The 23338-nt window shown below is 74.5% G+C and carries 20 protein-coding genes and 2 tRNA genes; 6 read left to right on the forward strand and 16 right to left on the reverse strand.

What is annotated here, in order from left to right; genetic code table 11:
- Positions 1-11: 11 nt before the first annotated feature.
- The 4 genes from gcvT to VF202_01930 form a co-directional block, all read right to left on the reverse strand.
- Positions 12-1073 carry a glycine cleavage system aminomethyltransferase GcvT gene (gene gcvT, locus VF202_01915; GenBank protein ID HEX7038851.1) on the reverse strand — a complete coding sequence of 354 codons (1062 nt, stop codon included), beginning with the start codon at positions 1071-1073 and terminating at the stop codon, positions 12-14.
- A 181-nt stretch (positions 1074-1254) separates the two neighbouring features.
- Positions 1255-1845 carry an ADP-ribosylation factor-like protein gene (locus VF202_01920; GenBank protein HEX7038852.1) on the reverse strand — a complete coding sequence of 197 codons (591 nt, stop codon included), beginning with the start codon at positions 1843-1845 and terminating at the stop codon, positions 1255-1257.
- Positions 1842-2342, reverse strand: a complete 501-nt coding sequence (locus tag VF202_01925) for a roadblock/LC7 domain-containing protein (protein HEX7038853.1) — start codon at positions 2340-2342, stop codon at positions 1842-1844. The genes VF202_01920 and VF202_01925 overlap by 4 nt, the downstream gene beginning before the upstream one ends.
- Positions 2343-2489: 147 nt before the next feature.
- The gene (locus tag VF202_01930) at positions 2490-2861 is read right to left on the reverse strand and encodes a DUF805 domain-containing protein (protein HEX7038854.1); all 372 of its coding nucleotides are present in this window, start codon (positions 2859-2861) and stop codon (positions 2490-2492) included.
- Between the two features lie 200 nt (positions 2862-3061).
- On the opposite strand from VF202_01930, the gene VF202_01935 reads away from it, so the two are divergent.
- A tRNA-Met gene (locus tag VF202_01935) sits at positions 3062-3138 on the forward strand.
- Between the two features lie 354 nt (positions 3139-3492).
- Positions 3493-5709, forward strand: a complete 2217-nt coding sequence (locus tag VF202_01940; GenBank protein HEX7038855.1) for a PAS domain S-box protein — start codon at positions 3493-3495, stop codon at positions 5707-5709.
- Positions 5710-5790: 81 nt separating this feature from the next.
- Here the strand turns inward: VF202_01940 and VF202_01945 are convergent, their stop codons facing one another.
- Positions 5791-6042: a hypothetical protein gene (locus tag VF202_01945; GenBank protein HEX7038856.1), complete on the reverse strand. Its 252-nt coding sequence runs from the start codon at positions 6040-6042 to the stop codon at positions 5791-5793.
- A 158-nt stretch (positions 6043-6200) separates the two neighbouring features.
- Here VF202_01945 and VF202_01950 point away from each other — a divergent pair.
- Positions 6201-6288 (forward strand) — tRNA-Leu (locus VF202_01950).
- Between the two features lie 70 nt (positions 6289-6358).
- Here VF202_01950 and glpK read toward each other — a convergent pair.
- The 5 genes from glpK to cysS all read right to left on the reverse strand — a co-directional run bounded on the left by glpK (position 6359) and on the right by cysS (position 12704).
- Positions 6359-7939, reverse strand: coding sequence for a glycerol kinase GlpK (gene glpK / locus VF202_01955; protein ID HEX7038857.1), 1581 nt, complete (start codon positions 7937-7939; stop codon positions 6359-6361).
- Complete coding sequence (locus VF202_01960) at positions 7936-8442, reverse strand: hypothetical protein (GenBank protein HEX7038858.1); 507 nt, start codon at positions 8440-8442, stop codon at positions 7936-7938. Before VF202_01960 ends, glpK begins: the two co-directional genes overlap by 4 nt.
- A 9-nt stretch (positions 8443-8451) precedes the next feature.
- Positions 8452-9639, reverse strand: coding sequence for a maltose ABC transporter substrate-binding protein (locus VF202_01965; protein HEX7038859.1), 1188 nt, complete (start codon positions 9637-9639; stop codon positions 8452-8454).
- Between the two features lie 108 nt (positions 9640-9747).
- Positions 9748-11070: a DNA-processing protein DprA gene (dprA, locus tag VF202_01970; protein HEX7038860.1), complete on the reverse strand. Its 1323-nt coding sequence runs from the start codon at positions 11068-11070 to the stop codon at positions 9748-9750.
- Positions 11071-11261: 191 nt separating this feature from the next.
- Positions 11262-12704 carry a cysteine--tRNA ligase gene (cysS, locus tag VF202_01975; GenBank protein HEX7038861.1) on the reverse strand — a complete coding sequence of 481 codons (1443 nt, stop codon included), beginning with the start codon at positions 12702-12704 and terminating at the stop codon, positions 11262-11264.
- 203 nt (positions 12705-12907) lie between these two features.
- Here cysS and VF202_01980 point away from each other — a divergent pair, with 203 nt between their 5' ends.
- Positions 12908-13519, forward strand: coding sequence for a YigZ family protein (locus VF202_01980; GenBank protein ID HEX7038862.1), 612 nt, complete (start codon positions 12908-12910; stop codon positions 13517-13519).
- 230 nt (positions 13520-13749) lie between these two features.
- Positions 13750-14412, forward strand: coding sequence for a hypothetical protein (locus VF202_01985; protein ID HEX7038863.1), 663 nt, complete (start codon positions 13750-13752; stop codon positions 14410-14412).
- A 41-nt stretch (positions 14413-14453) separates the two neighbouring features.
- On the opposite strand, the gene VF202_01990 is transcribed toward VF202_01985, so the two are convergent.
- From VF202_01990 to VF202_02010, 5 genes are all read right to left on the reverse strand, one after another.
- Positions 14454-15878 carry a hypothetical protein gene (locus VF202_01990; GenBank protein ID HEX7038864.1) on the reverse strand — a complete coding sequence of 475 codons (1425 nt, stop codon included), beginning with the start codon at positions 15876-15878 and terminating at the stop codon, positions 14454-14456.
- Positions 15875-16546: a hypothetical protein gene (locus VF202_01995; protein ID HEX7038865.1), complete on the reverse strand. Its 672-nt coding sequence runs from the start codon at positions 16544-16546 to the stop codon at positions 15875-15877. Before VF202_01995 ends, VF202_01990 begins: the two co-directional genes overlap by 4 nt.
- Complete coding sequence (locus VF202_02000; protein ID HEX7038866.1) at positions 16543-17997, reverse strand: hypothetical protein; 1455 nt, start codon at positions 17995-17997, stop codon at positions 16543-16545. The genes VF202_01995 and VF202_02000 overlap by 4 nt, the downstream gene beginning before the upstream one ends.
- 169 nt (positions 17998-18166) lie before the next feature.
- Positions 18167-19732 (reverse strand): phosphodiester glycosidase family protein, encoded by a 1566-nt coding sequence (locus VF202_02005; GenBank protein ID HEX7038867.1) that lies wholly within the window; start codon positions 19730-19732, stop codon positions 18167-18169.
- Positions 19733-19785: 53 nt separating this feature from the next.
- Positions 19786-20565: a hypothetical protein gene (locus VF202_02010; protein HEX7038868.1), complete on the reverse strand. Its 780-nt coding sequence runs from the start codon at positions 20563-20565 to the stop codon at positions 19786-19788.
- Between the two features lie 97 nt (positions 20566-20662).
- On the opposite strand from VF202_02010, the gene thrS reads away from it, so the two are divergent.
- Positions 20663-22657, forward strand: coding sequence for a threonine--tRNA ligase (gene thrS / locus VF202_02015; GenBank protein HEX7038869.1), 1995 nt, complete (start codon positions 20663-20665; stop codon positions 22655-22657).
- A gap of 90 nt (positions 22658-22747) precedes the next feature.
- Here thrS and VF202_02020 read toward each other — a convergent pair whose 3' ends face one another.
- Positions 22748-23323: a peptidylprolyl isomerase gene (locus VF202_02020; protein HEX7038870.1), complete on the reverse strand. Its 576-nt coding sequence runs from the start codon at positions 23321-23323 to the stop codon at positions 22748-22750.
- Between the last annotated feature and the right edge of the window lie 15 nt (positions 23324-23338).

A 23338-nucleotide genomic window follows, 5' to 3' on the forward strand; every position in this document is an offset into this window, starting at 1 on the left:
CGCCGTGCTCGTCACCTCTGGTGGAACGGCGGCTTCACGACGACGGCGCCCATGGGCCGGCCGCGCACCTCGACCCAGAGACGGCTGCCAGGCTCCGCGTGGGCGGCGTCCACCCAGGCGAAGCCGATGCTCTCGCGCGTGAGCGGCGAGAGCGTCCCGGAGCTGACCTCGCCGACGGTGTTCCTGTCCCTGTCGAGGACCCGGTAGCCCTGGCGGGGTATGGCCCTGTCGACCATCCTGATGCCCACCAGGCGCCGACGGCACTCGCTGCCCCACATGGCCTCGCGTCCGTGGAAGGGCTTGTCCTTCACGACCCAGGCGAAGTCGGTGCACAGGGGGTTCGTGCTCTCGGTCAGCTCGTGACCGTATAGGGGGAACCCGGCCTCGAGGCGCAGCGTGTCGCGCGCGCCCAGGCCGCACGGCGTGGCGCCGGCGCCGACGACCACGTCCCACACCGCCGCGGCGTCGTCCGGCCGCACGAAGACCTCGAAGCCGTCCTCGCCCGTGTAACCGGTGCGGCTGAGCCTCACCGGGACCCCTGACACCGCGGCGTCGACGGTAGCGTTGCGCTTCACCTCGGTCAGGTCGGGCTCCACGAGCCTGTCGAGCAGCAGGGCCGCGCTGGGGCCCTGCACCGCTATCAGCGCCCACGCGTCGCTCTCGTCCTCCACGGCGACGTCCCGCCCTTCGGCCAGGCGCCGCAGGTGCGACACCACGGCGTGGCGGTTCGCGGCGTTGGCGACGATCAGGTACTCGTCCTCGCCCTCGCGGTAGACGTACAGGTCGTCGACGACGCCTCCGGAGTCGTTCGGCAGCATGCTGTACTGGCCGCGGCCCGCCCTCAGCCTGGCCGGGTCGTTGAGCGTGGCGTAGGAGAGGAACGCCGTGGCCTCGGGCCCGGAGACCCTGACCTCGGCCATGTGCGAGACGTCGAAGGCGCCCACGCCGCTCCTGACCGCGAGGTGCTCCTCGTTGATGCCGCCCTGGTAGTGGAGCGGCATCTCGTACCCCGCGAACTCCACCAGCCTGGCGCCCAGCTCGAGGTGCTTCTGGTGGAGGGGCGTGCGGAGCATCGGCGCGAGGATATCACGCCCCTGCGGGCGCTCCCGGAGCCGCGGGCGGCGGGGGAGAGCCCGCGGCAGAGCCCGACGGGCCTCACCGCTGTGGCCCGTCTAGGACCCGCGAGGCCGCCCGGCGAGACCCGGCAGCGAGGCCGGTCGGGACCACGCGGGACGGTCTGTCGTGAACGAGCGGTCAGGCCTTCTGGGCCAGCTTCTCGAGCACCATCGTGGCGACGGCGCGCAGCGGCTCGAAGACGCCCTTGAACTCCGCGGCGACGGCCTCGAAGACCTGGAACCTGCCCTCGGGGTTGAGCACCGCGTTCAGCATCTCCATGGGCAGGGCGTCAGGCAGGTCGCGCTTGTTGAACTGCAGGACCGTGGGCACGTCGGCGAGGCGCAGGTTGTACTCCTGCAGGTTCTCGCGCAGGTTGCGCAGGCTCTCGGCGTTCGCCCTCAGGCGGTCCGGCGCCGAGTCGGCGACGAACACGACGCCGTCGACGCCGCGCAGGATCAGCTTGCGCGAGGAGTTGTAGAAGACCTGCCCCGGCACCGTGTAGAGGTGGAAGCGGGTCTTGAAGCCGTTGACCTTGCCCAGGTCGAGGGGCAGGAAGTCGAAGAAGAGCGTGCGCTCGTCCTCGGTGGCGAGCGAGACCATCTCGCCCTTCGACTCGGCCGGGACCTGGTCGTAGATCTGCTTGAGGTTCGTCGTCTTCCCGGACAGGCCGGGTCCGTAGTAGACGATCTTGAAGTTGATCTCCCGGACCGCGAAGTTGATCGTGCTCATCGTTCCCTCGTCCCGAACAGCCCGTCGAGCAGGGCGGCGGTGGAGTCCGACCACTCCTTGTCGAACTCCACGGCGGGCGGCGCCTCCTGGGAGGCCTCGATGACGGCGCGGATCTCCGCGGCCGCCAGCTTGGTCGCCATCTTCACCCTACCGAGCTGGGCGCCGGAGTCGAAGACGGTCACGAGCAGGGCCTCCTCACCCAGCTCCTCGAGGTAGGTCCCCACCTCTTCGCCCTGCTGCACCGTCTCCTTGAAGCCCTCCTCGCCGAACAGCTGCGCGATGGCGCGGTTGGCGGAGTAGTTGGAGGCGATGAGCGTGGCGAACGAGTCGAGGGACGGCGGCTTCGGCGCCCACAGCGCCCGCTGGTGCGCCAGCACGAAGCCCTTGCGGTCGATGATCATGGCGTAGCGAGCGCGGCTCTTGGCCAGGAGCTCGCGCAGCAGGCCGTCGACGCGGTCGAACGTCTCGCCGTAGAGGTCGAGCGACGGCTCCAGCATCGCGTCATGCTAGCAGCGTCCGGGTCCCCGTCGGCGTTGAAGAGGCCACTCGGGGCGCGGGACACGCGTGAGCATCGTCGGCAGGTAGAAGGCCGGTGCCGGCCGTGGGCGCGGCCGGCACCGGCGCGGTCGAGGGGCTGCGTCGCTTCAGGCGGTGGTCGCCGCCTGGGCGTGCTCGTCGCGGACGCCGAAGCGGTTCGCGCCGGGCGTGCCGGGACCGAACAGGAGGATGAGGCCGAGCACGACGTTCGCCAGCGGCACGAAGGAGAGGAGGTACCACCAGCCGCTCTTGTCGAGGTCGTGCAGGCGCCTCACGCCGTAGCTGACGGTGGCCACGACATAGACGAGGAAGAGGAGCCAGAAGGACGCGCTGCCCGCGGCCGACAGGCCGCTCATCGACGCGCTGAGGCCCAGGGCCATGGCGACGACCGTCAGCAGCACTCCCCAGATGACCGAGAAACCGAAGTACTGCAGGCGTCCGATACGCCCGTCGAACCGGAAGGGGTTGAACGTGTTCATCTCGCCTCCTCACGAAGTGAGTGGACGCGATGATGCAGACCGGCCTCTCACGGGACTGTCACGGTGGTGCGGTGGTTTCGTCACAACGGTGAGGTGCGATGCCATACCGCTCGACCGTGCCGACGCGGTCTGCGACGAGTTGCAGGGCAGGCGGCGCGTACGCGATAATCTCTAGGCTCGAGCGCGAGCTCGGCCCTCGCGGCGATGTAGCTCAGCCGGTTAGAGCGCACGACTCATAATCGTGAGGTCCGGGGTTCAAGTCCCCGCATCGCTACCACGTCTAGGACGCGGCTCCTGTTGGGGCCGCGTCCTGCGCGTCTCGACGCGGGAGCGGCCGCGCCGGCCGGCTGGAGCGCGGCGGCGTGCCTGGAGGCCCCACCTCCCTTTCACTTCCTTTTCATGGCGCTTCGGGCTATAAGGTCGGGTGCGAAGGCAAGGGACGGCCGGCGAAGGCCAGCGGGTGCGGTCGCCATCGTAGTCACAGGGCACCCGCGGTCAGGGGTCTCACTTGGAGCGCACCCGAGGCGATCCCGCCCCACAGGAGGTCGGTGAGGGACGGGGCGGGGAGCTACCCGGAGAGGCTGACGGACCGGGAGCCGCAGCGGCGGGCGACCGTGCGCCCGCTGGCGGTGTGCCGGTCGTCGGCCGCGCCGCCGGCCCACCTCTGGACCCCGCCGCGCTCTTCGACGCTTCCCCCGTGCCCTGCGTGGTGCTCGCGCCGCGCGGCTTCACGATCGTGGCGGTGAACGAGGCCGTGCTGCGGGCTACGGGTGCCGGGCGAGAGGAGCTCGTCGGGCGGCCGTTGTTCGCCTTGTTCCCGGCGAACCCCGCCGACCCGCTCCACGGCGAGCGGACGCGGCTGCGCGCCGCCCTCAGGTCCGTGACGAGGTCGAAGGAGCCCGCGGTCCTGCCGGCGGTGCGCTACGACGTCCCGGCGACGAGCGCCCCGCAAGGCTTCGAGGAGCGTTGGTGGTCGCCCGTCGTCGCCCCGGTCCTGGGTGCCGCGGGCGAGCTCGAGTACTTGGTCGTCCAGGTCGAGGACGTCACGTCCACGATGCGGCCGGCCGCGTCAGGCGGCGGCGCCCCCGAGCACGAGGCGACGATCGCGCGCCTCCGCCAGAGCAACCTGGCCCTGGCCCGCGAGACCGAGATGAGGAGGCGCTCGGAGGAGCAGCTCCGCCGCGCGGCCGCCCTCGACGCGTACCGGGTGCGGCTGGACGACGCCCTGAGCCGGTGCAGCGAGCCCGCGACCGCCCTGGCCACGGCGCTCGAGGTCATGGCCGAGCGGCTGGGCGTGGACGTCGCCTACTTCGGCGAGGTCGACCACGAGTCGGGCAGCTACGTCGTGGACCACGGCATCTGGCGGGACGGCCACGTCAGCCCCCTCGGCCGCTACCGGCTCGGCGACTACCCGGCCGCCACCGAGCGCCTGGGGCGCGGCGAGGACCTGGTGGTGGAAGACGCCGGCTCGGACCCCGACCTCGACGAGCGGGTCAGGACCGCGATGCTGTCGCACGGCTTCTGGTCGCTCGTCGCGGCCCCCCTCGTGAGGTCGGGCCGCTGGGTCGGGATCATGACCGCGCTCGGGGGCGAGCCGCGCGCGTGGCGGCCAGACGAGGTCGCTCTCGTCGCGGAGACGGCGCAGAGGGCGTGGACGGCGGCGGAGGCGCTCCGCGCGGAGCGGCTCCTGCGGCAGAGCGCGGAGACGTTCGAGAGCCTCGTCGTCAACGCGCCCTTCGGCGTGTACGTGGTCGACTCGGACCTCCGCATCGCCCTGGCGAGCCGGACCGCGCACGAGGCGTTCGGCTCGCCGCCCGAGGTCGTCGGCCGCCGCCTCGAGGACGTGCTGAGCGCGCGGTGGAGCCCCGAGGTCGTCGCATTCACGGCAGAGACGTTCGAGCGGACGCTCGAGACCGGGGAGCCGTTCAGGTCGAAGGACACCGTCCAGCGTCGCGCCGACCGCGACGACGTGGAGGCGTACGACTGGCGCCTCGAGCGGGTGGTGCTGCCGAACGGTCGCCCCGGCGTCGTCTGCTACTTCTACGAGCTCACCGAGCGCCAGCGGCTCGAGGACCTGCTGAGGCAGCGCGAGGAGGAGCTGAGGCGGCTCAACGCGTCCCTCGAGCGCGAGGTCGCCGCGGGCACCGAGGAGCTGCGCCACAGCGAGGCCCGCTTCAGGCACGCCTTCGCCGACGGACCCGTGGCCGCCTGCATCGCCACCCTCGAGGACGACAGGCTCCTCGAGGTGAACCTGGCCTTCGAGCGGCTCACCGGCTACGCGGCCGCCGAGGCCGTCGGCCGCCCGGCGGCGGAGCTGGGCCTGTGGTCGAGCCCCGAGGACGCGGCCCGCATCGCCGCGGCGCTGGAGGGCGCCGACGGCTACAGGGACCTCGAGCTGAAGGTGACGAGGAAGGACGGCGAGGTCATCGACGTCCTGGCGTCGGCCTCGCTGATCAACTGGGGCGGCGAGCCGGTGCGGCTGAAGATGTTCATCGACAACACCGCGAACAAGCGCGCCCAGGAGCAGGTGAGCAGGGCGATCAAGGACGTCATCGCCGAGGCGGCGTGGTTCAGCAGGAACGTCGTAGAGAGGCTCTCTCGCGCCGGGGACACGGGCAGGCGGCTCGAGCCCACCCCGGAGCTCACGCCGCGGGAGCAGCAGGTGCTGGCGCGCATCGCGCTGGGCATGACGGACAGGGCCATCGCCGAGGAGCTGGGCGTGACGCACCAGACGGTGCGCAACCACGTCGCGCGCATCTACGCGAAGATCAAGGTCCACTCGCGCTCGCAGGCCGTCGTGTGGGCGCGGGAGAAGGGGATACCCGGCTCGGCGATCGCGCCGACGTGAGGTCGCCGGGCGACCGGGAGCCGGTCCTCGCGACGCGGCCGGTCGCAGGGAAGCGCGACGGCGCCGCGGGTACGCTCTTCGCTACACGGCCAGCTCGGAGACCAGCCCGCGCCAACCGCACGAGGGGCAGCTGGCCTCGTCGGCGTCCTCCCAGCCCGCCTCGGCGAGCTTCTCGTCGACGACGACGAGCTCGACGGGGACGTTGGCCGCCTCCACCTCGTACTCCACGTCGACGCGCGACCTGATCTGGACGCGCACCGACCGGCAGGCCGGGCAGAGTCCGTGGCGTTGCTCGCGGGGCGGGTCGGAGGGGGAGACGGTAAGCGACGCCATACGGCGGTGACGCTACAGCCGCGGCTCTTACGGGTTTCTGAGCGGCGGGGACCGCGGCGGTACGCCCCGCGAGGGCTCCGGGCCCGCCGCCGGGCGCGGGTCGCCCGCCTCGGCGGCAGCCGCGACGCCCGGTTACGATGTGCGGCGGCCAGGCCCTCGCCGGGATGGCGGAACCGGTAGACGCAGCAGACTTAAAATCTGCCGGCCTTGGCGGCCATGCGGGTTCGAGCCCCGCTCCCGGCACCACGTACGCGTCGGCGTTCCTCGGACCCGACCAGGCCCGAGCCGGGCCCGGCCTGGGACAGTCAAGGCGGGCTCAACGCGCGGGGCCAGCGTCCCAGCCCTTCGCCCTCTCCACCGCCTCGGCCCAGCGCGAGCGCATCGCCTCGCGCTCCGTCTCCGGCAGCCGCGGCTCGAAGCGCCTCTCCTCGCGCCACAGGGACGCGACCTCGTCCTCGCCGCCCCACACGCCCACGGCCAGGCCGGCGAGGAACGCGGCGCCGAGTGCGGTCGTCTCGGTCACGGCGGGACGCACCACGGTCACCCCGGCCAGGTCGGCCTGGAGCTGCATGAGCAGGTCGTTGCGGGCGGCGCCGCCGTCGACCCTCAGCTCGGTGAGCGGCAGGCCGCTGTCGCGCCGCATGGCGTCGATCACGTCGGCCACCTGCAGCGCGACGCCCTCGAGGGCCGCCCGCGCCACGTGCGCCGCCGTCGTGCCCCTGGTGACGCCGACGATGGCCCCGCGGGCGTAGGGGTCCCAGTGGGGTGCGCCGAGCCCGGTCAAGGCCGGCACGAAGCAGACGCCCCCCGAGTCCGGCACGCTGGCGGCGAGGCCCTCGACCTCGGCGGCGCCCTCTATCACGCCCAGGCCGTCGCGGAGCCACTGCACGACCGCGCCGGCCGTGAACACGCTCCCCTCGAGCGCGTAGGTGACGGGGCCTGCCGTCGCGGCGTCCGCACCCCGGAGCGCGGCGCCGGCGGGGCGTGCGCCGGGAAGGCCGGCGGCCGCGCGGCCGCCGTTCGCGCGCTGCCAGCCGACGGTCGCGAGGAGGCGGTGGCGCGACTCCCGCGGCTCGCCGCCGGTGTTGAGCACGAGGAAGCAGCCGGTGCCGTAGGTGCTCTTCGCCTGGCCCGGCGCGAAGCACGCCTGGCCGAACGTCGCGGCCTGCTGGTCGCCGGCCAGCGCGGCCAGCGGCACGCCAGCGAGCGGGCCGACGCTCACCGCGGCGATCACGCCCGAGGTCGGCACGACCTCAGGCAGCACGGCGCGCGGCACGCGGAACGCCTCCAGCAGGTCGTCGGACCACTGGAGCTCGCGGATGTCGAAGAGCAGCGTCCGGGAGGCGTTGCTGACGTCGGTGACGTGGGCCGCACCGCCGGTGAGCTTGGCGGCCAGCCAGGCGTCGACCGTGCCGAAGGCGACCTCGCCGGCCTCGGCGCGGGCGCGCAGCTCGGGGGCGCCGTTGAGCAGCCAGGCGACCTTCGTGGCGGAGAAGTAGGGGTCGAGGAGCAGGCCCGTGAGGCGGCTGACCATGGGCTCGACGCCCCCGTCGCGCAGCCTCTCGACCTCCGGCGCCGTGCGCCTGTCCTGCCAGACGATCGCGTTGCCCACGGGCTCGAGGGTGCGCCTGTCCCACAGCAGCGTGGTCTCGCGCTGGTTCGCGATGCCCACGGCGGCGAGGTCCTCGGGCGCGAGCCCCGCGCGCGCCAGCGCCTCGGCGGCGACGCCGACCTGGCTCGACCAGATGTCGAGGGGGTCGTGCTCCACCCAGCCCGGCTGCGGGTAGTGCTGCGCGAACTCCTGCTGGGCTACCGAGACGACCTCGCCGCGGGCGTCGAAGACGATCGCCCGGGAGCTAGTCGTGCCCTGGTCGAGCGCCAGGACGTGCCTGCTCACAGCTTGAGCGGCTCGGTCAGCCGGACCCTGGCGTAGTCGCGCTCGCCCGCCAGCTGGGCGGATAGCGTGTCGCGGCGCAGGGCCATCGTCCTGAAGCGGGCCGTGATGTGCGTCTGGTGCCGGCCGACCTTGAACGCCTCGACGAACGCCCGCCTGACCTCGTCCACGGCCACGGTGCGGCTGGACACGAGGCGCATGGTGAGGCGCTCGAGGTCCGTGAAGGTGTGGACCATCACGCCGGTCTCTCCCGAGCGCGCCACGGCGCTCACGCCCGGACCCGCGCCGTCCCCCTCCAGCACGACCACGAGCGGCTCGTCGCCGTTCTCCAGGAGCCTCAGCGTCTCGCGCACGAAGCCCTCGGCCAGCTCGCGCGAGCCGAGCCGTGCGGCGTCGGCGAGGCGCCCGTCCATCACGACCTGGGTGCCGTAAGCGAGGAGGTCGCGGCGCTGCTCGTCGTGCTCGCCGGCGGCGTCGGGCGCCTTGCCTGGCTCTGTCATCTCCACCACACCCCCTCAGCGGTCGAGGATGTCGTCGACGGCCCGGCTCAGCGTGGCGGCGACGTCGGCGTCCTCGTTCTTCAGGATGGCGGCGAGCGCGCTGCCCATCGGCTGCCATACGCGGCCCATCTCGGGCACGTTCGGTATCGGCTCCGCGTCGAGCAGGGCGGCGCCGAAGCCCGAGACGATCGGGTCGTCGCGCACCTGCTCGAGGGCGGACAGCGAGACCGGGATGCGGCCGGAGAGCCGGGCGAGGGAGACCTGGGCCTCGCTGCGCGTCACCCACTTGGCGAAGTTCGCCGCCTCCAGCGCTAGGTCGCTGAAGCCGTTGACCACCGCGCCATGCACCTCCATGAAGCCCGAGAACGGCGTGCCGTCCGCGAGCGGGGGCACGGGGACCACCGTGACGTGCAGGCCGGCCGCGCGGTACTCGGGGATCGACCACGGTCCCGTGTAGATCATCGCCAGCGCGCCGTCGGCGAAGAGGTCGTTGGCGATCTCGTAGTCGGTGTCCGAGGGGATCAGGTCCCTGTCGAAGTGCAGCTCGCGCAGCGCCTCGGCGCCGGCCACGGCGCCCTCGTTCGCCAGGCCCACGTCGCCGGGGTCGATGGAGCCGCTGCCGTCGCGGCCGAAGACGTAGCCCCCGAAGGTCCTGAGCCAGGCGTAGGCGAAGTAGAAGTTCGCGTCGTCGAACATGAAGCCGAAGGTGTCTGGGGTCGTCAGCGCCTCCGCCGCGGCCAGCATCTCGTCGTACGTCCGCGGCACCTCGGCGACGAGGTCGGTGTTGACGACCAGGGCGGGCCCCTCGACCGACATCGGCAGCCCGTAGAGGCGCCCGCCCACGGTGAAGCCCAGCCTGGCCTGGTCGGAGAGGTCCTCCACGTAGGCGGACGTGGCGTAGGCGGTCATGTCGAGCGGGATGCCCACGGCGATCATCTCGCCGAGCTGTTCGTGAGGGACGCCCACGAAGACGTCGCCCGCCTCGCCCTCCGGCGCGCCCACCAGCGCCCGCTGCTTGAGCTCGTTGACGTCGAAGCGCACGATCTCGACGTCCACGCCGAAGCCATCGCTGAAGGATGCCGCCTGCTCCCTGAGCCAGTCGAGGGAGAGGTCTTGGAAAGTCGTCCAGACCGTCAGCGTCTGGCCGTACGCCGCGCCGGCCATCGCCAGAGCGGCGGAGAGCGTGAGAACGAGCCTCTTCAAGTCGCACTCCCTTCGGTCCTCGGCGGCGCAGCCTCGGCTCACCGAGGGTCGGGGTCGCGCGGCGACCCTGCGCTCTGAGGATAAGCGCCTGGCGGCCGGCACCGGGGCTCACCCCTGCCGAGGCGCGGGGCGGCCGGCCAGGGCGGTGGCGCGGTAGCGACCGTCGTCGCCCTTGGTGAGGCAGCCAGCCACCTCGAGCCGCACGAGGCAGCCGGCCAGCTCGGCGGGGGTCGGACGCCGCCGCACGCCCGAGCGCGTGAGGCGCGCCAGCAGGCCGTCGAACGAGGCGTCGCCGTCGCGCGCGAGCACGGCCAGGACCCGCAGGCACCCGTGGCCGGGCGGCCGGGGCGGCGCCGGCGCGTCCGCGTCCTCGCGGTCGGAACCGGTCGCCGCGCGGCGCGGGCTCGGCGCGTCGGGGAACGGGCCCGGCGGTGCCGCGTCGCGCGGGTCCACCCCGGACCGAGGCTTCGCTGCGCCCTCCCCGTCGCGGGCGCGCCTGCCGCCGGCGGCCATCGCCTCCAGGGCCGCCGCGACGCTCTCCGGCGACCAGACGTGCGCGGCCAGGTCGGAGGTGTCGACGAGCACCTTCGCGCCGCCGCGGAGGAGGCCGAGGTTGCCGGCGCGCCGCCTGTCGGTCGGGCGCGCCGGGACCGTGAGGACGTCCCTGCCGATCCTGGCGGCGTGGTCGGCGGTGTTTAGCGCCCCAGAGCGCTCGCCGGCCTCGACGACGACGAGGACCCGCGACAGCCCCGCGATGACCCTGTTGCGGTGGAGGAAGAGGTGCGGCTGCGGGTGCGTGCCGGGCGGATGCTCGCTGACGACGGCCCCGCCGCCCGCCACGATCGCCTCGGCGAGCGCCTCGTGGGCCTTGGGGTGCAGCCGGTCGTGGGCGCCGCCGAGGACCGCCACGGTGGGCGCGGCCCGCGGGTCCGCGCGGCGGGCATCGAGGGCGCCGCGGTGCGCGGCCCCATCGATGCCGAGGGCCAGCCCCGAGACGACGACGGCGCCGGCGGCGGCCAGGGCCGAGCCGAGGTAGCGCGCCTCGGCGAGGCCGTCGGCGGTGGCCTTCCTGGTGCCCACCACGCCGGCCGAGGCCAGGCCGAACAGGTCGGGCGCCAGGAGCTGCCGCGGGAGGCTGCCCCTCACGAACAGCACGGGAGGGGGCGGCAGGAGCGCGTCCTTCAGCAGGGGCGGGTAGCCGTCGTCCTGGAACGTCAGCACCTCCAGGCCGCTCTCCACCGCCGCCGCTACGGCCGCCTCGCAGGCCGGCAGCGCGTCGGCCAGCAGCGGCGCCGCGCCTCGCCGCGCGGCGATCGCAGACCACGCCCCCTCGACGCTGCGGGCCCTCCCGTACTCGTCCCACACCGCCCGCGCTCCCACGCCGGGCAGGCCCAGCAGCGCGAGCAGCCGCGCGGCGCGCCGTAGCTTCACGTCGCCCAGGCTGACCCCGCCGGGCGCGAGGACGTCCGACGGCTAGGCCGCTGCCGAGCGCCGCTCGTCAGCGGTCCGCGACGCGGGCGGCGCCGTCGGCGGCGGAAGGCGCCGACGCGGCGTCGGGAGAGGGCGTACCGCCCGCTACCGCCCTGTCGGGCCCCACGCCCGGCGCCGGGACCGGCCGGCGCTCAGGCGCTCACCAGCCGCCACCGGCTGCCCTCGGGGCCGTCCTCGACCGCGATGCCGAGCTCCGCGAGGCGGTCGCGCAGCCTGTCGGCGGCGGCGAAGTCGCGCCTGGCCCTGGCGCGCTGGCGCTCCTCGAGGAGCAGCGCGACCACGCCCTCGAGCGCCCGGCGCGCCTCCCCGCCGTCGGCGGCGGAGGCGAGGGGCACGCCGAGCACGCCGTCGAGGAGCTCCTCGAACAGCGCCGCGGCGCCGGCCGCGTAGGCGGCGCCGGCGCCCTCGTCGAGGCCCTTGCGCACCTCGCGCGCCGCGTCGAACAGCGCCGCGATGGCGCGCGGCGTGTTGAGGTCGTCGTTGAGCGCCGCGGCGAAGTCGGAGCGGAACTGCAGGAACGCCGTCGCGTCGGGCTCGACGTCGCTCCCGGCGGCCTCGACCGCCTCCTTGGCCGCCGCGTAGGCCTCGCGCAGGCGCTTCAGGCCCTGAGCCGAGGAGACGAGGCTCTCGTCGGAGAAGTCGGAGACGCTGCGGTAGTGCGACCTGAGGAGGTGGAAGCGCACGGCGACGGGGTCGTAGCGCTCGAAGAGCTGGGCCAGCGTGACGAAGTGGTCCTTCGACTTCGCCATCTTCTCGCCCTGCAGCGTGATCATGTTCCAGTGGATCCAGGTGCGTGCGAAGGGCTTGCCCACGGCCCGCGCCTGCGCCAGCTCGCACTCGTGGTGGGGGAAGACGAGGTCGAGGCCGCCGCCGTGGATGTCGAACTCGTCGCCCAGGTACTTCGTGCTCATGACCGTGCACTCGAGGTGCCAGCCGGGGAAGCCGGGTCCCCACGGGCTGTTCCAGCGCATGATGTGGCCCGGCTCCGCCTCCTTCCACACGGCGAAGTCGCGAGGGTCGTCCTTGTCGGCGCGCACCTCGACGCGCGCGCCCTCGACCAGCTCGTCGGGGTCGCGGCCGGAGAGCTCGCCGTAGGGCTCGTAGCTGGAGACGTCGAAGTAGACGTTGCCGCCGCGCTCGTAGGCGTGCCCGGCGCCGAGGAGCTCCTGGACCAGCTCGATCTGCTCGCCGATGTGCCCGGACGCGCGCGGCACGATGCTGGGACGGCGCACGTTCATGGCGGCCATGGCGTCGAAGTAGCTCCAGAAGTACTTCTCGGCCACCTCCATCGGCTCGAGGCGCTCGAGCTTCGCGCGCCTCTCGAGCTTGTCCTCGCCCTCCTCGTCGTCGGTGAGGTGCCCGACGTCGGTGATGTTCGTGACGAGGCGGACCACGAAGCCCTCGTGCTCGAGCCAGCGCCTGAGCACGTCGAAGACCACGGGGCCGCGCGCGTGTCCGAGGTGCGGCTCGGAGTAGACGGTCGGCCCGCACATGTACATGCCGACGCGTCCGGGGACGACGGGTACGAACTGTTCCTTCTGCCTGGTCAGGGTGTTGTAGAGCTCGAGGGCCATGGCGACTCTCCAGGGGGCGCGGCGGCGCGGGCCGGCGCGTGGCGGGCTATCAGCCCACTGTGGGCTGCGTCTCGGCTGCCTAGGGTGTGGGGGGACTCGCTGGGCCGGACGGGCCGGGCCTCAGGCCCCGGCGCAGCTGTGACATCGTGCGGCCAGGAGCTGCATGGTTGCGGCACTCTAGCACGGGCGCTAACGTCGCGGGCGTGGCCGGGGAGAGGGTCACCGTCGCGCGCGAGGCGGAGCACGAGGACGTCGTCGACGGCTCGCGCTTCATCGCGCGCGTGCGGCCGGTGCGCAGCGCCGCCGAGGCCGAGGAGCTGATCGCGTCGGCCCGGCGCGACCACCCCGACGCCACGCACCACTGCTGGGCCTACAAGGTCGGGGAGGCCGTCCGCTTCTCGGACGACGGCGAGCCGGGCGGCACCGCGGGCCGGCCGATGCTCGAGGTCATGCTCAAGCGCGGGCTGGACGGCTGCGCCGCGGTCGTGATCAGGTACTTCGGCGGCAGGAAGCTCGGCGCCGGCGGGCTGGTGAGGGCCTACGGCGCCGCCGTCGCGCGCGCCCTGGACGCGGCCGGCGTGCGCACGCTCACCGCCTACCACAGGCTGCGCGTGCGGGCGCCCTTCGCGAGCGCCGACGCCGTCCTGCGGGAGCTGGGCCCCGGCGCGACCCCCGGCTTCGACGAGCGCGGGCTCGTCGCCGAGGTCGCCGTGCCGGCGGCGGAGGCGGGCGCCATGACCGACAGGCTGGCCGCGCTCACCAGGGGAGCGGCCGAGGTCGAGTTCGTCGGCACCGAGGAGGGGCCGTCCGCGTGAAGGCGGACCCGCCGGCGCCGGCGCCCGGCGAAGGAGGGCCGCTCCCGCACCGCGCCGCTCCCGGCACCCCAGCGCCGTCGCCGCGCGGACGGCACCGGGCCCGTCGGCCTTCAGCGGGTCTTCATCCCGACGGCACCACGCCCACGCAGCGTGACAGCATGAGGGGAGCACGCGGCCCGGCACGACCGGCCGGGGCCGCGCCCGCGGCGCAGCCGCCTGGAGGTCCCGAGATGTCCCACGCCGAGGCGCCGGCGAAGGAAGCCCCCACCCGCTCGCCCGTGCGGCGCGCGACCGCTCTCGCGCTCGCCGCCCTGCTGTCCGCCCTCGCGCTCGTGGCCTGCGCGCCGAGCGCCCGCGACGAGACGCGTCCGCTGGTGGCGATCATGAACGCCCCGGCCCAGTCGGCCGTGAGGGGCGCCGCCGAGATCGTGCAGGACGTGCTGTTCGCCGACGAGGGGCGGACCTTCGACCTCGTCAGCTCCTTCACGATGCGCTTCCTCGAGTCGCACACGGACCTCTTCCACAGCCAGGCGGCGCCGTCGGCGGCGCGGATCGCCCGCAACCAGGGCGCCGACCTGGCGGTGATGGTCGGCGCGCCCGTGCTCGAGCGCGACGTCTCGCTGTCGCGCGACGAGGCGTCGCGGCGGGTCGACGTCTCCCTGGCCCTCGAGGCCCAGGTCGTCGACCCCGAGACGGCGGCGGTCGTGCAGACGCTGCGCACGCGCACGCACCAGGGCTCGCGCGTCGAGGCGAACGACGTGCCCCTGCCCGACCCGTCGGACGACATCACGGTGCAGGCGCTCCTCGAGGACGCCGCGCCCGAGCTGGCCCGCTCGCTGGCCGCCGAGCTGCCGTTCCTCTTCCGCGAGCTCCTCATCGACACCGGGGACTAGGCGCCGGCGGACGCCACCGGGCCACTCCACCGTGACGCGCCCTACCTGAAGTAGCGCCTGATGACCTCTTGGTAGGCGAGCGGGAGGTCGCCCTCGGTCAGGGCCTCCTCGGCGGCGGCCTGGTACTCGGTCGGCGCCCGGCCCGGCGGCAGGTACACCTCGGTGTCGCCGGGCAGCCTCACGGTGCCGGCGGGGTTCTCCGGTCCGTCCTGCAGCACGCCGGGCAGCAGCTCCGGCGCGCGCGCCTGGCCGGGCGCCACCCCCGCCTCTGCCTCGGGACCCACGCCCGCGCCGGCGCCGGTCGGGTCGTCCGGGTTCGGTGCCTGCGAGCCGTCGTCTGGCATGAGCCCCCGCTCCGAGTCGCCGCCCTCGCCCTCGCCGGCCTCCCCGCCGGCCTCGGGCGTCTCGCCGCCCTGGCCGCCGGGCTGCTGCGAGGGGCTCGGCTCCCCGCCCTGCTCGCCGCCCTCGCCGTCGCCGCCCTCGCCCTGTCGGCGTCCCTGCTCGTCACCCTGCCCCTCGCCCTGGCCGTCGCCGTCCTCGCCCTGGTCGCCCGGCTGTCCCGCGCCGTCGTCGCCCTCTGACGGACCGCCCTCGCCCTGCCGGCCCTGCGGCTGGTCCCGGCGGTCGAGCTGGACGCGCTCGGGCTGGCCCTGTCCGTCTGACGGTGACGCCGGCCCGTCGGCGCGCGGCGGCTGCGCCCCGGGCTGCCCGGGGGACCCGGGCCTGTCGGGGGGCGGCGAGCTGTCGGGGCGCTCGCGCAGGGAGTCGAGGAAGCGCGACAGCGGCGCCGCGGACGACCCCTCGCCCCCCGGAGGCGCCGCGGCTGGACCCTCGGCGGCGTCGTCCTCGTCGCGGCGCTCCGGCGCGGCGCCCTCGTCGGCGCGGCCCGGCGCGGCGTCCGGCGGCGTGGGCACCTGCTCCTCGCGCTCGTCGGCGGGGGCGGCCTCGGGCGCCGGCGGCACCTGGCCGCCGGGCCGCGCGCCGCCGCCGCTGCCGGCGTCCCCCGGCCCGCCGTACGGGCCGGCGAGGCTGAACAGCACGAGCCCCAGCGCCACGGCCAGGGCCGGCAGCCACCAGGCGGGCGCCGGCTCGGGCCGGACGTCCCTCACCGCCAGCCGGGCGCGCTCCACCACAGAGGAGCGCAGGCCGAACTCGTCCTCGGCGCCGGTCTGCACGACGTCCAGCGCGGTCTCGTAGGAGAGGCCGGCGCGCCCGCGGATGTAGGCGAGCGCCTCCTCGCGCGCGCCGCGCACCGGCACCGCGGCGCCGGCGGCCAGGCCCAGCGCGACGGCCAGCAGGTGGGTCGTGACGTCGGCGCCCCAGGCCAGCGCCAGCACCGAGGCGACCAGCGCGAGGACGGCGCCGCGCCGCAGGCGCACCGACAGCGCGGCGCGCGCCGCGAGGGCCTCGTGCAGCCTGAACGCGTCGCCCCGCTCGCTGCGGCGCCGGCGCGAGGCGGCGATCACGGCGCGACCTCGCGGACCGGCCGAGCGGCCCACAGGGCCAGCACCGCGCCCGCCGACATCACCGCCGCGTAGAGCGGCGATGCCTCGAACGTCGCGAACCAGGGGCTCGCCAGACGCAGTCCCAGGGCGACGTCGAGCCAGGCCGTGGCGGCCAGGAGCGCCGGCACGGCCAGGGGCAGCAGCGCGCCGAGGCGGGCCACGCGCAGGGCCCGCCCCAGACCGAGGCCGATCCCGAAGTAGCCGGCGGTGGCGAGGAAGGGGGAGAGCAGCGACCAGCCCAGGCTCGTGCTCGGGTAGGCGGCGGCGTGGCTGAGGACGTCGAAGGGGAGGGTGATCACGACCATCGAGAGCAGCGCGACCATGGTGGCCGCCACCTCCCGCCGCCAGGCGGGCTCGCCATGGGGCGGCGCCTCCGGCGGGGGGACGAACGAGGCGCCCAGCTCGGCTCGGCGCGGGCGCGCGCCGACGGCGGCGCCCCAGGCCAGGGCGGCGAGCGCCAGCATCACGGCGCGGACGGGCGCGACGACCGACCAGGAGTCGTTGACGACGGCGCTGCCGGCGGGCCAGCTCATGGCGAGCACCAGGCAGAGCGCGGCCAGCATGCCCGTGAGGCCCTGGAGCATGTCCTGGCGGCTCAAGCGGGCCGCGGCGGAGCCGAGGAGGCTCACAGCTCCTCCACGACACCGGCGTCGAGGAGCGCCGGCGCCAGCCACACGGTGCAGCCGACCTCGCAGCCCGACACGGCCACGACGCTCCCCACGGGCAGCAACGGCAGCAGGGAGGCGTACGCCTCGTGCGGCGGGCCGTCCTCGCCGCGCAGCGGGGAGGACGCGGCGCCCGGCGCCAGGTCGCCCTGCGGCCCGAGGCCGACCACGAGCACGTCGCTGAGCGGCGCGGCGCCGCGGTTCACGAGCCGGCCGTCCTCCAGCGCGAGCGGCGCGTCGACGAGCTCCGGCGCCATGACCAGCACGACGGAGCGCCAGCCGGGCAGGTCGAGGTGGAGGCCGGCGTCGTCGACGAGGTAGGGGCGCGCGTCGAGCGGGTGCGCCAGTGCAGGGACCTCGACGGTCGTCGCGGGCAGCGTGTAGCGCTCCTCCAGCCGCGTGGCCAGCGCCAGCTCGCCGCCGACCACGGCGACGGTGCGCGAGCCGACGACCTGAGGCTCGCCCGGCCGCGCGTAGAGCCACGCCGCGCCGGACACCAGGCCGGCGAGCAGCAGCGCCGAGGCCAGGCCGGGCGCCCCGAACAGGCGCGTGACCGTGACGGCCAGGGCGGAGAAGGCCACCGCGGCCGCGACGACGAGCTGCTGCCGCAGCGGCGCCGGCGGCGCGACGAGCGGACGCGCCGCGGCGGCGGCGACGAGCTCCTGGCGGGGCGGACGCGTCTCGGCGAAGCGCTCGACGGCCACGGCGACGTCGGCCGGCGAGCCGTCCACGACCAGCACCGCGCCGGCGCCCAGGGGCCGGCGCGGCCGAGAGGCGAGGAGCAGCACCTCGGCGTGGCTGGCCGGCATCTCGCCGTGCACCACCACCGCGGCCCCGGCGGCAGCGGCGGCGGCCAGCGCCTCGAGCCGCGGCGGGGCGGCGCTGCCGTCGACGATCACGCTCCGCACGCCGTCGTAGGCCTCGGGCGTGAGGGGGAGCTCGGCCGCGCTGACGTCGACCACGCGCGCGTCAGGCCCGAAGGCAGCGGAGTAGGCGCCGCTCTGCCTGCTCAGCACGACGTCGAGCTCGCGGGAGTCCTGGTCGCGCCCGGGGATGCCGCCGCTGGCGATCACGCCTCCCTCGCTCACGAGGGCCCAGGTCACGCTCGCGAACGGCCTGACGAACACCGTGTGCTCCACGACGGAGAGCCCGGGGCCGCCGGAGACCGGGAGCTGCAGGCGGAAGGGCACGGCGCCGGAGCGCAGCGAGCCCTGGTCGAAGGTGACCTCGAGGAGGCTGCCGAGCGGCACGTCGCGGGCGACGACGCGCAGCGGGTTCCAGGCGCCGACGACGACGTTGCCGCCGATGCCGATCTGGAGGTCCACGCCCGGCTGCGCCAGCGCCGTGGGGAGCGCTGCGAGCAGGGCCAGCAGCAGCGGGGCCGCCGACCGCGTGGCGCGGGGGAGCCGGTTCACGGCGCGAGTATAGCGGCGGGCCCCGTGACGCCGCCGCCGCGGTGGGCACGAACCGACCGGCGTCGTGGCCCGGTCGGAGGCGGCGTCTGCCGCCGCTGCGGGACGCCGTGGACCGCCGTGCGAGGGGCGCGCCGCGACCGACGAGGGTGAGCGTCCCGCGCGCGCCGGGTCAGCGGCCCTCGGGCAGGAAGACGATCGCGCTCACGACGCGCCGTTCGGTGCGGCGGTTCACGACGTCGCCGTCGAGGACGAGGGTGGTGCTGCTGCCGCTGTCGAGTCGCATGGCGTCGGAGGCGCCGAGGGCCAGGAACAGGCCCACCAGGTCGCGCGCCCGCATCGTCTCGGCGACGACGAGCAGCGTCGTGCCGTCCGGCCGCACGCCGATCGCCGCCTGCTGGGTGAGCCCGTCGAGGATCCTCTCGCCCGTGGGGAAGCCCTCGACCGCCGGCTCGTAAGCGGGCACGCCGTCCTTCAGGAGCAGCGGACCGGCCTCGACCGCCCAGCGCGCGCTGCTGAAGCCGGGCGGGTCGATGCGGGCCTCGATCGTCACCCTGTCGCCGGTGTCGAGGAGGGCGATGTCGCGGTTCGTCGGCGGGTAGACGAGGGCGTAGGCGTCGCCGTCGGGCACCTCGCGGGGGCCGACCTTGTTCTCGACGACGACGCCGTCCTTGACGACGAGCACGCCCATGTCCGGCCGGCCGGCCAGCGCGCCCGGCGTCGACACCACGCCCACGCCGTCCTGCACGGGGCCGACCTCGACGACCCCGCGCGGGGTGTGGAGGCGCACCGAGGCCTTGACCCTGTCGATGACGGGCTTGCCCGCGCCGAAGGCCACGCTGGCGCGCCCGCGGCTGGGCAGCGACAGCAGGCCGTGGTCGACCAGCAGGTAGCCGATCGCCTCGAACGTCGCCGTGTCGAAGTAGCCGGCGTTGAGGGCCACGAGCGCGCCGTCGGCGAGCTGCGAGACCGTGCGCGGCACCTTGCTCTCGCCCACGACGCGGAACTGGCCGCTGCCCGGCGCGATGCTCACGACGTGCACGACGGAGCCGCCGCCGGCCGTGCGGTAGTTGAAGCGGCGGTAGTCGACGCCGGGGGCCAGGGCCCGGGAGATCTCGGGCTGGTCGAGGACGCGCCGCGGGACCACGTCCACGACGACGCGGGTCGGCGCGGTCAGGGCGAAGTACTCGTAGGTGAACGCCGGGCCGGTGAGGCGCAGGGACGTGCCGTCGGGGTCGGCGGCGAGGCTCACCTCCACGCCGCCCAGCTCCTCCGGCTCCGCGGCGGGCAGGACCAACGGCGGCAGGCGCAGCTCCAGCGCCTGCCCCTCGGCGATCGCGCCCTGGCCGGAGAAGCCGGCGAGGGCGGCGGGGTCGAGGTCGGGCACGTCGAGGACGATGCGCACCTCGGCGTCGCCCGAGGTCCGCACGGCCTCCACGCGCGGGGTCGTGACCCCGAGGGCCTCGAGCGTCTCGCCGTCGACGAGCACGTCGGAGCCGGACACCACCGGGGCCGCGAACGGGGCGCCGGTGAGCCAGCCCAGCCCCGCGACGTAGACGAGCTCCTCGCCGCGGTACGCGATCGTCACGGCGTCGCCGTCGACGGTGGCCGTGGCCCCGGGCAGGCGGTAGAGCGGCCCCTGGGCCGCGGCGAGCTGCTCCTGCGCCGAGGCCGCGCCCACGGCCAGGGCGATGGCCCAGAGCGCGGCGCGTGCGGCGAGACGTGCTGCTGCCGGCATCGGGTCGGAGTCTTACCTTCCGGCGCCCGCGATGGTGAGACCAGCGGCCACTTTCAGATGGCGTGGAAGAGCGACATGAGCGGCTCGATGCCCACGGGCCCGCCGAGTACCTGGCTGAGGCCGAGCTCGAGCCGGTAGGCCTCGACGTCGCGGCGGTTGAACGTCAAGGAGCCCGAGGCCATCGCCTGCCGCCGGAGCGGCGAGACGACGTCGGGGACGAGGTCGACGAGCGTGAGGTGGGGGCCGAGCAGGTCGGGCGGGACCGTGACGCTCTCGTCGAGGCGCAGCACGAGGTCGGCCTGCTCGAGCACCGTGCGCACGATCGGGTCCGCGGCCGCGCGCGCCAGCAGCGCCGTGCCGGCCGCGCCCTGCGGCAGGACGCCCTCGGCGGCCACCCTGTCCCTGGCGAGCACCGCCAGCGAGCCGGCGCCCATGCTGACCGCCTCGCGCGCCAGGGAGCGCGCCGCGGTGCCGGCGCCGAGGACCACGACCCTCGCCCCGGCTCCGTCCCAGCGGTGGGCGGCGAGCATCGCGGCCAGCGCGCGGCCGAGGCAGTGGTCGGCCATCACGCCGGCCTGCGTCACCGTGAGCGTGTCCGCCGCCCCCAGCTCCTGGGCGTCGAGCGAGCTGCGGTCGGCGAGCCGCTGGGCCTCGGCCTGGCGCGACTCGTCGAGTACCATCGCGCCGGCGAAGTCGAGGCGCTTGAGGCCGACGATGACGTCGGCCATGGGCCCGGGTGGGACGGGGTGGAGGTGGAAGCGCCCGGCGGCGTCCCGGAACGAGCGCACGGCGTGGGCCACGTCGTCGTCGCACAGGCAGGCAACGAGGTGCACGGCTGAGGATAACCCGCGCGTCCGCCGGCCCCGCTGCGGCCGGCGGCCGGCACGTCGCCGGGGACGCGGCTCCCGGGGCTATACTCACGCTCCTGAGGTGACGAACGTGCGAGTAGTGCTACCCGACGGCAAGGACCTCGAGCTGCGAGCCGGCGCCACCGGCGCCGAGCTGGCGGCCGCGATCGGTCCCGGGCTGGCCAAGGCGGCCCTGGGCGTGAAGGTGGACGGCAGGCTTTCTGACCTGCAGTCGACGGTCCCGGACGGCGCCCAGGTCACGGTCGTCACCCGCAAGGACCCCGACGCGATCCGCCTCCAGCGGCACACGCTGGCCCACGTGCTGGCGCAGGCCGTGCGCGAGCTGATGGTCGCCGAGGGCTACCCGGCGTCGTCCGTGAAGATGGGCGTGGGCCCGGTCATCGAGAACGGCTTCTACTACGACTTCGACCTGCCGCGCAGCCTTACCCCGGACGACCTCGAGCGGCTCGAGGCGCGCATGCGCGAGATCGTCGCCGCCGACCTGCCGCTGCGGAAGTACGCCCTGCCGCGCGAGGAGGCCCTCGCGCGCTACGAGCGGCAGGGCGACCCTTACAAGCTCGAGCTGATCAGGGACCTGCCGGAGGGCGAGCAGATCACCTTCTACGAGCAGGGCGGGGAGGAGGGCTTCACCGACCTCTGCCGCGGGCCGCACGTGCCCTCGACGGGCGCCGTGACGCCCCACTTCAAGCTGATGAGCGTGGCGGGGGCGTACTGGCGCGGCGACGAGTCCCGGCCCATGCTCCAACGCGTCTACGGGGTGGCCTTCGCGACGAGGGAGGAGCTCGAGCACCACCTGTGGCAGCTCGAGGAGGCGAAGAAGCGCGACCACCGGCGCCTCGGCGCGGACCTCGACATCTTCGTCCTCGACGAGGACGTGGGCCCCGGGCTGCCGCTGTGGCTGCCGCGCGGGGCGGTGATGGTGGAGGAGATCGAGCGCCTCGCCAAGGAGGTCGAGCTCGAGGCCGGCTACGAGCGCGTGCGCTCGCCGCACCTCGCCAAGCAGCGCCTCTACGAGATCTCGGGACACCTGGCGCACTACCACGACTCGATGTACCCGCCCATGGAGCTCGACGACGGCGAGCGGTACTACGTCAAGCCCATGAACTGCCCGTTCCACCACAAGATCTACGCGGCCCGGCCGCGGAGCTACCGCGACCTGCCGCTGCGCCTGGCCGAGTACGGCACCTGCTACCGCTACGAGGACTCCGGCGCGCTGATGGGCCTGCTGCGCGTGCGCTCGATGCAGATGAACGACGCCCACATCTACTGCACCGAGGAGCAGTTCGAGCAGGAGTTCCTCGGGGTCGTCGACCTCTACCTGCGCTACTTCGAGCTCTTCGGCATCGAGAGCTACGAGATGCGCCTCTCGAAGCACGCGCCCGCGGAGCTGGGCAAGAAGTACGTGGACGAGCCCGAGCTGTGGGTGAGGACCGAGGACATGGTCAGGGACGTGCTGACCAAGGCCGGGGTGCCGTTCGTCGAGGAGGAGGACGAGGCGGCGTTCTACGGGCCGAAGATCGACGTGCAGATCAGGAGCGCGATCGGCCGCGAGTTCACGCTGGCCACGAACCAGGTCGACTTCGCGCAGCCCTCGCGCTTCGGCCTCACCTACGTCGACGAGAACAACGAGCGCAAGGTGCCGCTCTGCCTCCACCGCGCGCCGCTCTCGACGCACGAGCGCCTCATCGGGTTCCTCATCGAGCACTTCGCCGGCGACTTCCCGGTCTGGCTCGCGCCCGAGCAGGTGCGCCTGGTGCCCATCGCCGACAGGCACGTGCCCTACGCCAGGAGCCTGAGGGAGCGCATGCTCGCCGCCGGCCTCCGCGCCGAGGTCGACGAGAGCAACGAGCGCATGAACGCGAAGATCCGCGACGCCGAGCTCTACAAGGTGCCGTACATCGCCGTCGTGGGCGACGCGGAGGAGGGGGCGGGCACCGTGTCGTTCCGCAGCCGCCGGGAGCCGGAGCGCAAGGGCGTGCCGGCCGAGGCGTTCATCGCCCACCTCCAGGACGCGCACAGGCGCCGCCTGCTGCAGGTCGAGCCGATAGCGGTCTGAGGTCCCGCGGCCGCGGGGCGGTCCGCGACGCGCCGGGACCTGCTGGGCGCCACGTGCCCCGGGCCCCCGAGCCCGGCGCCGACGCGGCGCTCAGGCCCGCGCGGCCAGGATCGTGACCCTCTCCATCACGTCGGGTTCTGGACCGAACGGTCTAGCCGGGTCGATGCGCTGGATCCTGTCGAGCACGTCCTCGCCCTCGATGACGCGGCCGAAGACGGTGTGCTTGCCGTCGAGCCACGGCGTGGGCACGAACGTGATGAAGAACTGCGAGCCGTTCGTGCCGGGGCCGGCGTTGGCCATGCTGACGACGCCCTTGCCGTCGTGGCGCAGGTGGTCCCTGAACTCGTCGGCGAACTCGTAGCCGGGCCCGCCGGTCCCCGTGCCGGTCGGGTCGCCGGTCTGGGCCATGAAGTCCTCGAGCACGCGGTGGAACCGCACGCCGTCGTAGTAGCCGTTGAGCGCCAGGAACACGAAGCTGTTCACCGTCACGGGCACGTCGTCCTGGAACAGGTCGATGACCAGGCGGCCCTTGCTGGTGTCGATGACCGCTCGGTAGTCGACGCCGGGCTCGAGCACCTGCTCGGCCCCGGGGAAGCGCGTGCGCCTCTCGGGCGAGAGGCGCTCCACGGGCTCGTAGCCGGACGCGCCGGCGCTGCTGTCGGTCATGCCGTCCTCCTCCTG

It is taken from the genome of Trueperaceae bacterium (genome assembly GCA_036381035.1).
GTDB lineage: Bacteria > Deinococcota > Deinococci > Deinococcales > Trueperaceae > DASRWD01.

Excerpts from the sequence above, each read along its gene's own strand:
- VF202_02020 (HEX7038870.1), bottom strand. The coding sequence starts at position 23,323 with ATGACCGACAGCAGCGCCGGCGCGTCCGGCTACGAGCCCGTGGAGCGC.
- VF202_02005 (HEX7038867.1), bottom strand. The coding sequence starts at position 19,732 with ATGCCGGCAGCAGCACGTCTCGCCGCACGCGCCGCGCTCTGGGCCATC.
- gcvT (HEX7038851.1), bottom strand. The coding sequence starts at position 1,073 with ATGCTCCGCACGCCCCTCCACCAGAAGCACCTCGAGCTGGGCGCCAGG.
- cysS (HEX7038861.1), bottom strand. The coding sequence starts at position 12,704 with ATGGCCCTCGAGCTCTACAACACCCTGACCAGGCAGAAGGAACAGTTC.
- VF202_01920 (HEX7038852.1), bottom strand. The coding sequence starts at position 1,845 with ATGAGCACGATCAACTTCGCGGTCCGGGAGATCAACTTCAAGATCGTC.
- VF202_01930 (HEX7038854.1), bottom strand. The coding sequence starts at position 2,861 with ATGAACACGTTCAACCCCTTCCGGTTCGACGGGCGTATCGGACGCCTG.
- VF202_01945 (HEX7038856.1), bottom strand. The coding sequence starts at position 6,042 with ATGGCGTCGCTTACCGTCTCCCCCTCCGACCCGCCCCGCGAGCAACGC.
- VF202_01985 (HEX7038863.1), top strand. The coding sequence starts at position 13,750 with ATGTCCCACGCCGAGGCGCCGGCGAAGGAAGCCCCCACCCGCTCGCCC.
- VF202_01925 (HEX7038853.1), bottom strand. The coding sequence starts at position 2,342 with ATGCTGGAGCCGTCGCTCGACCTCTACGGCGAGACGTTCGACCGCGTC.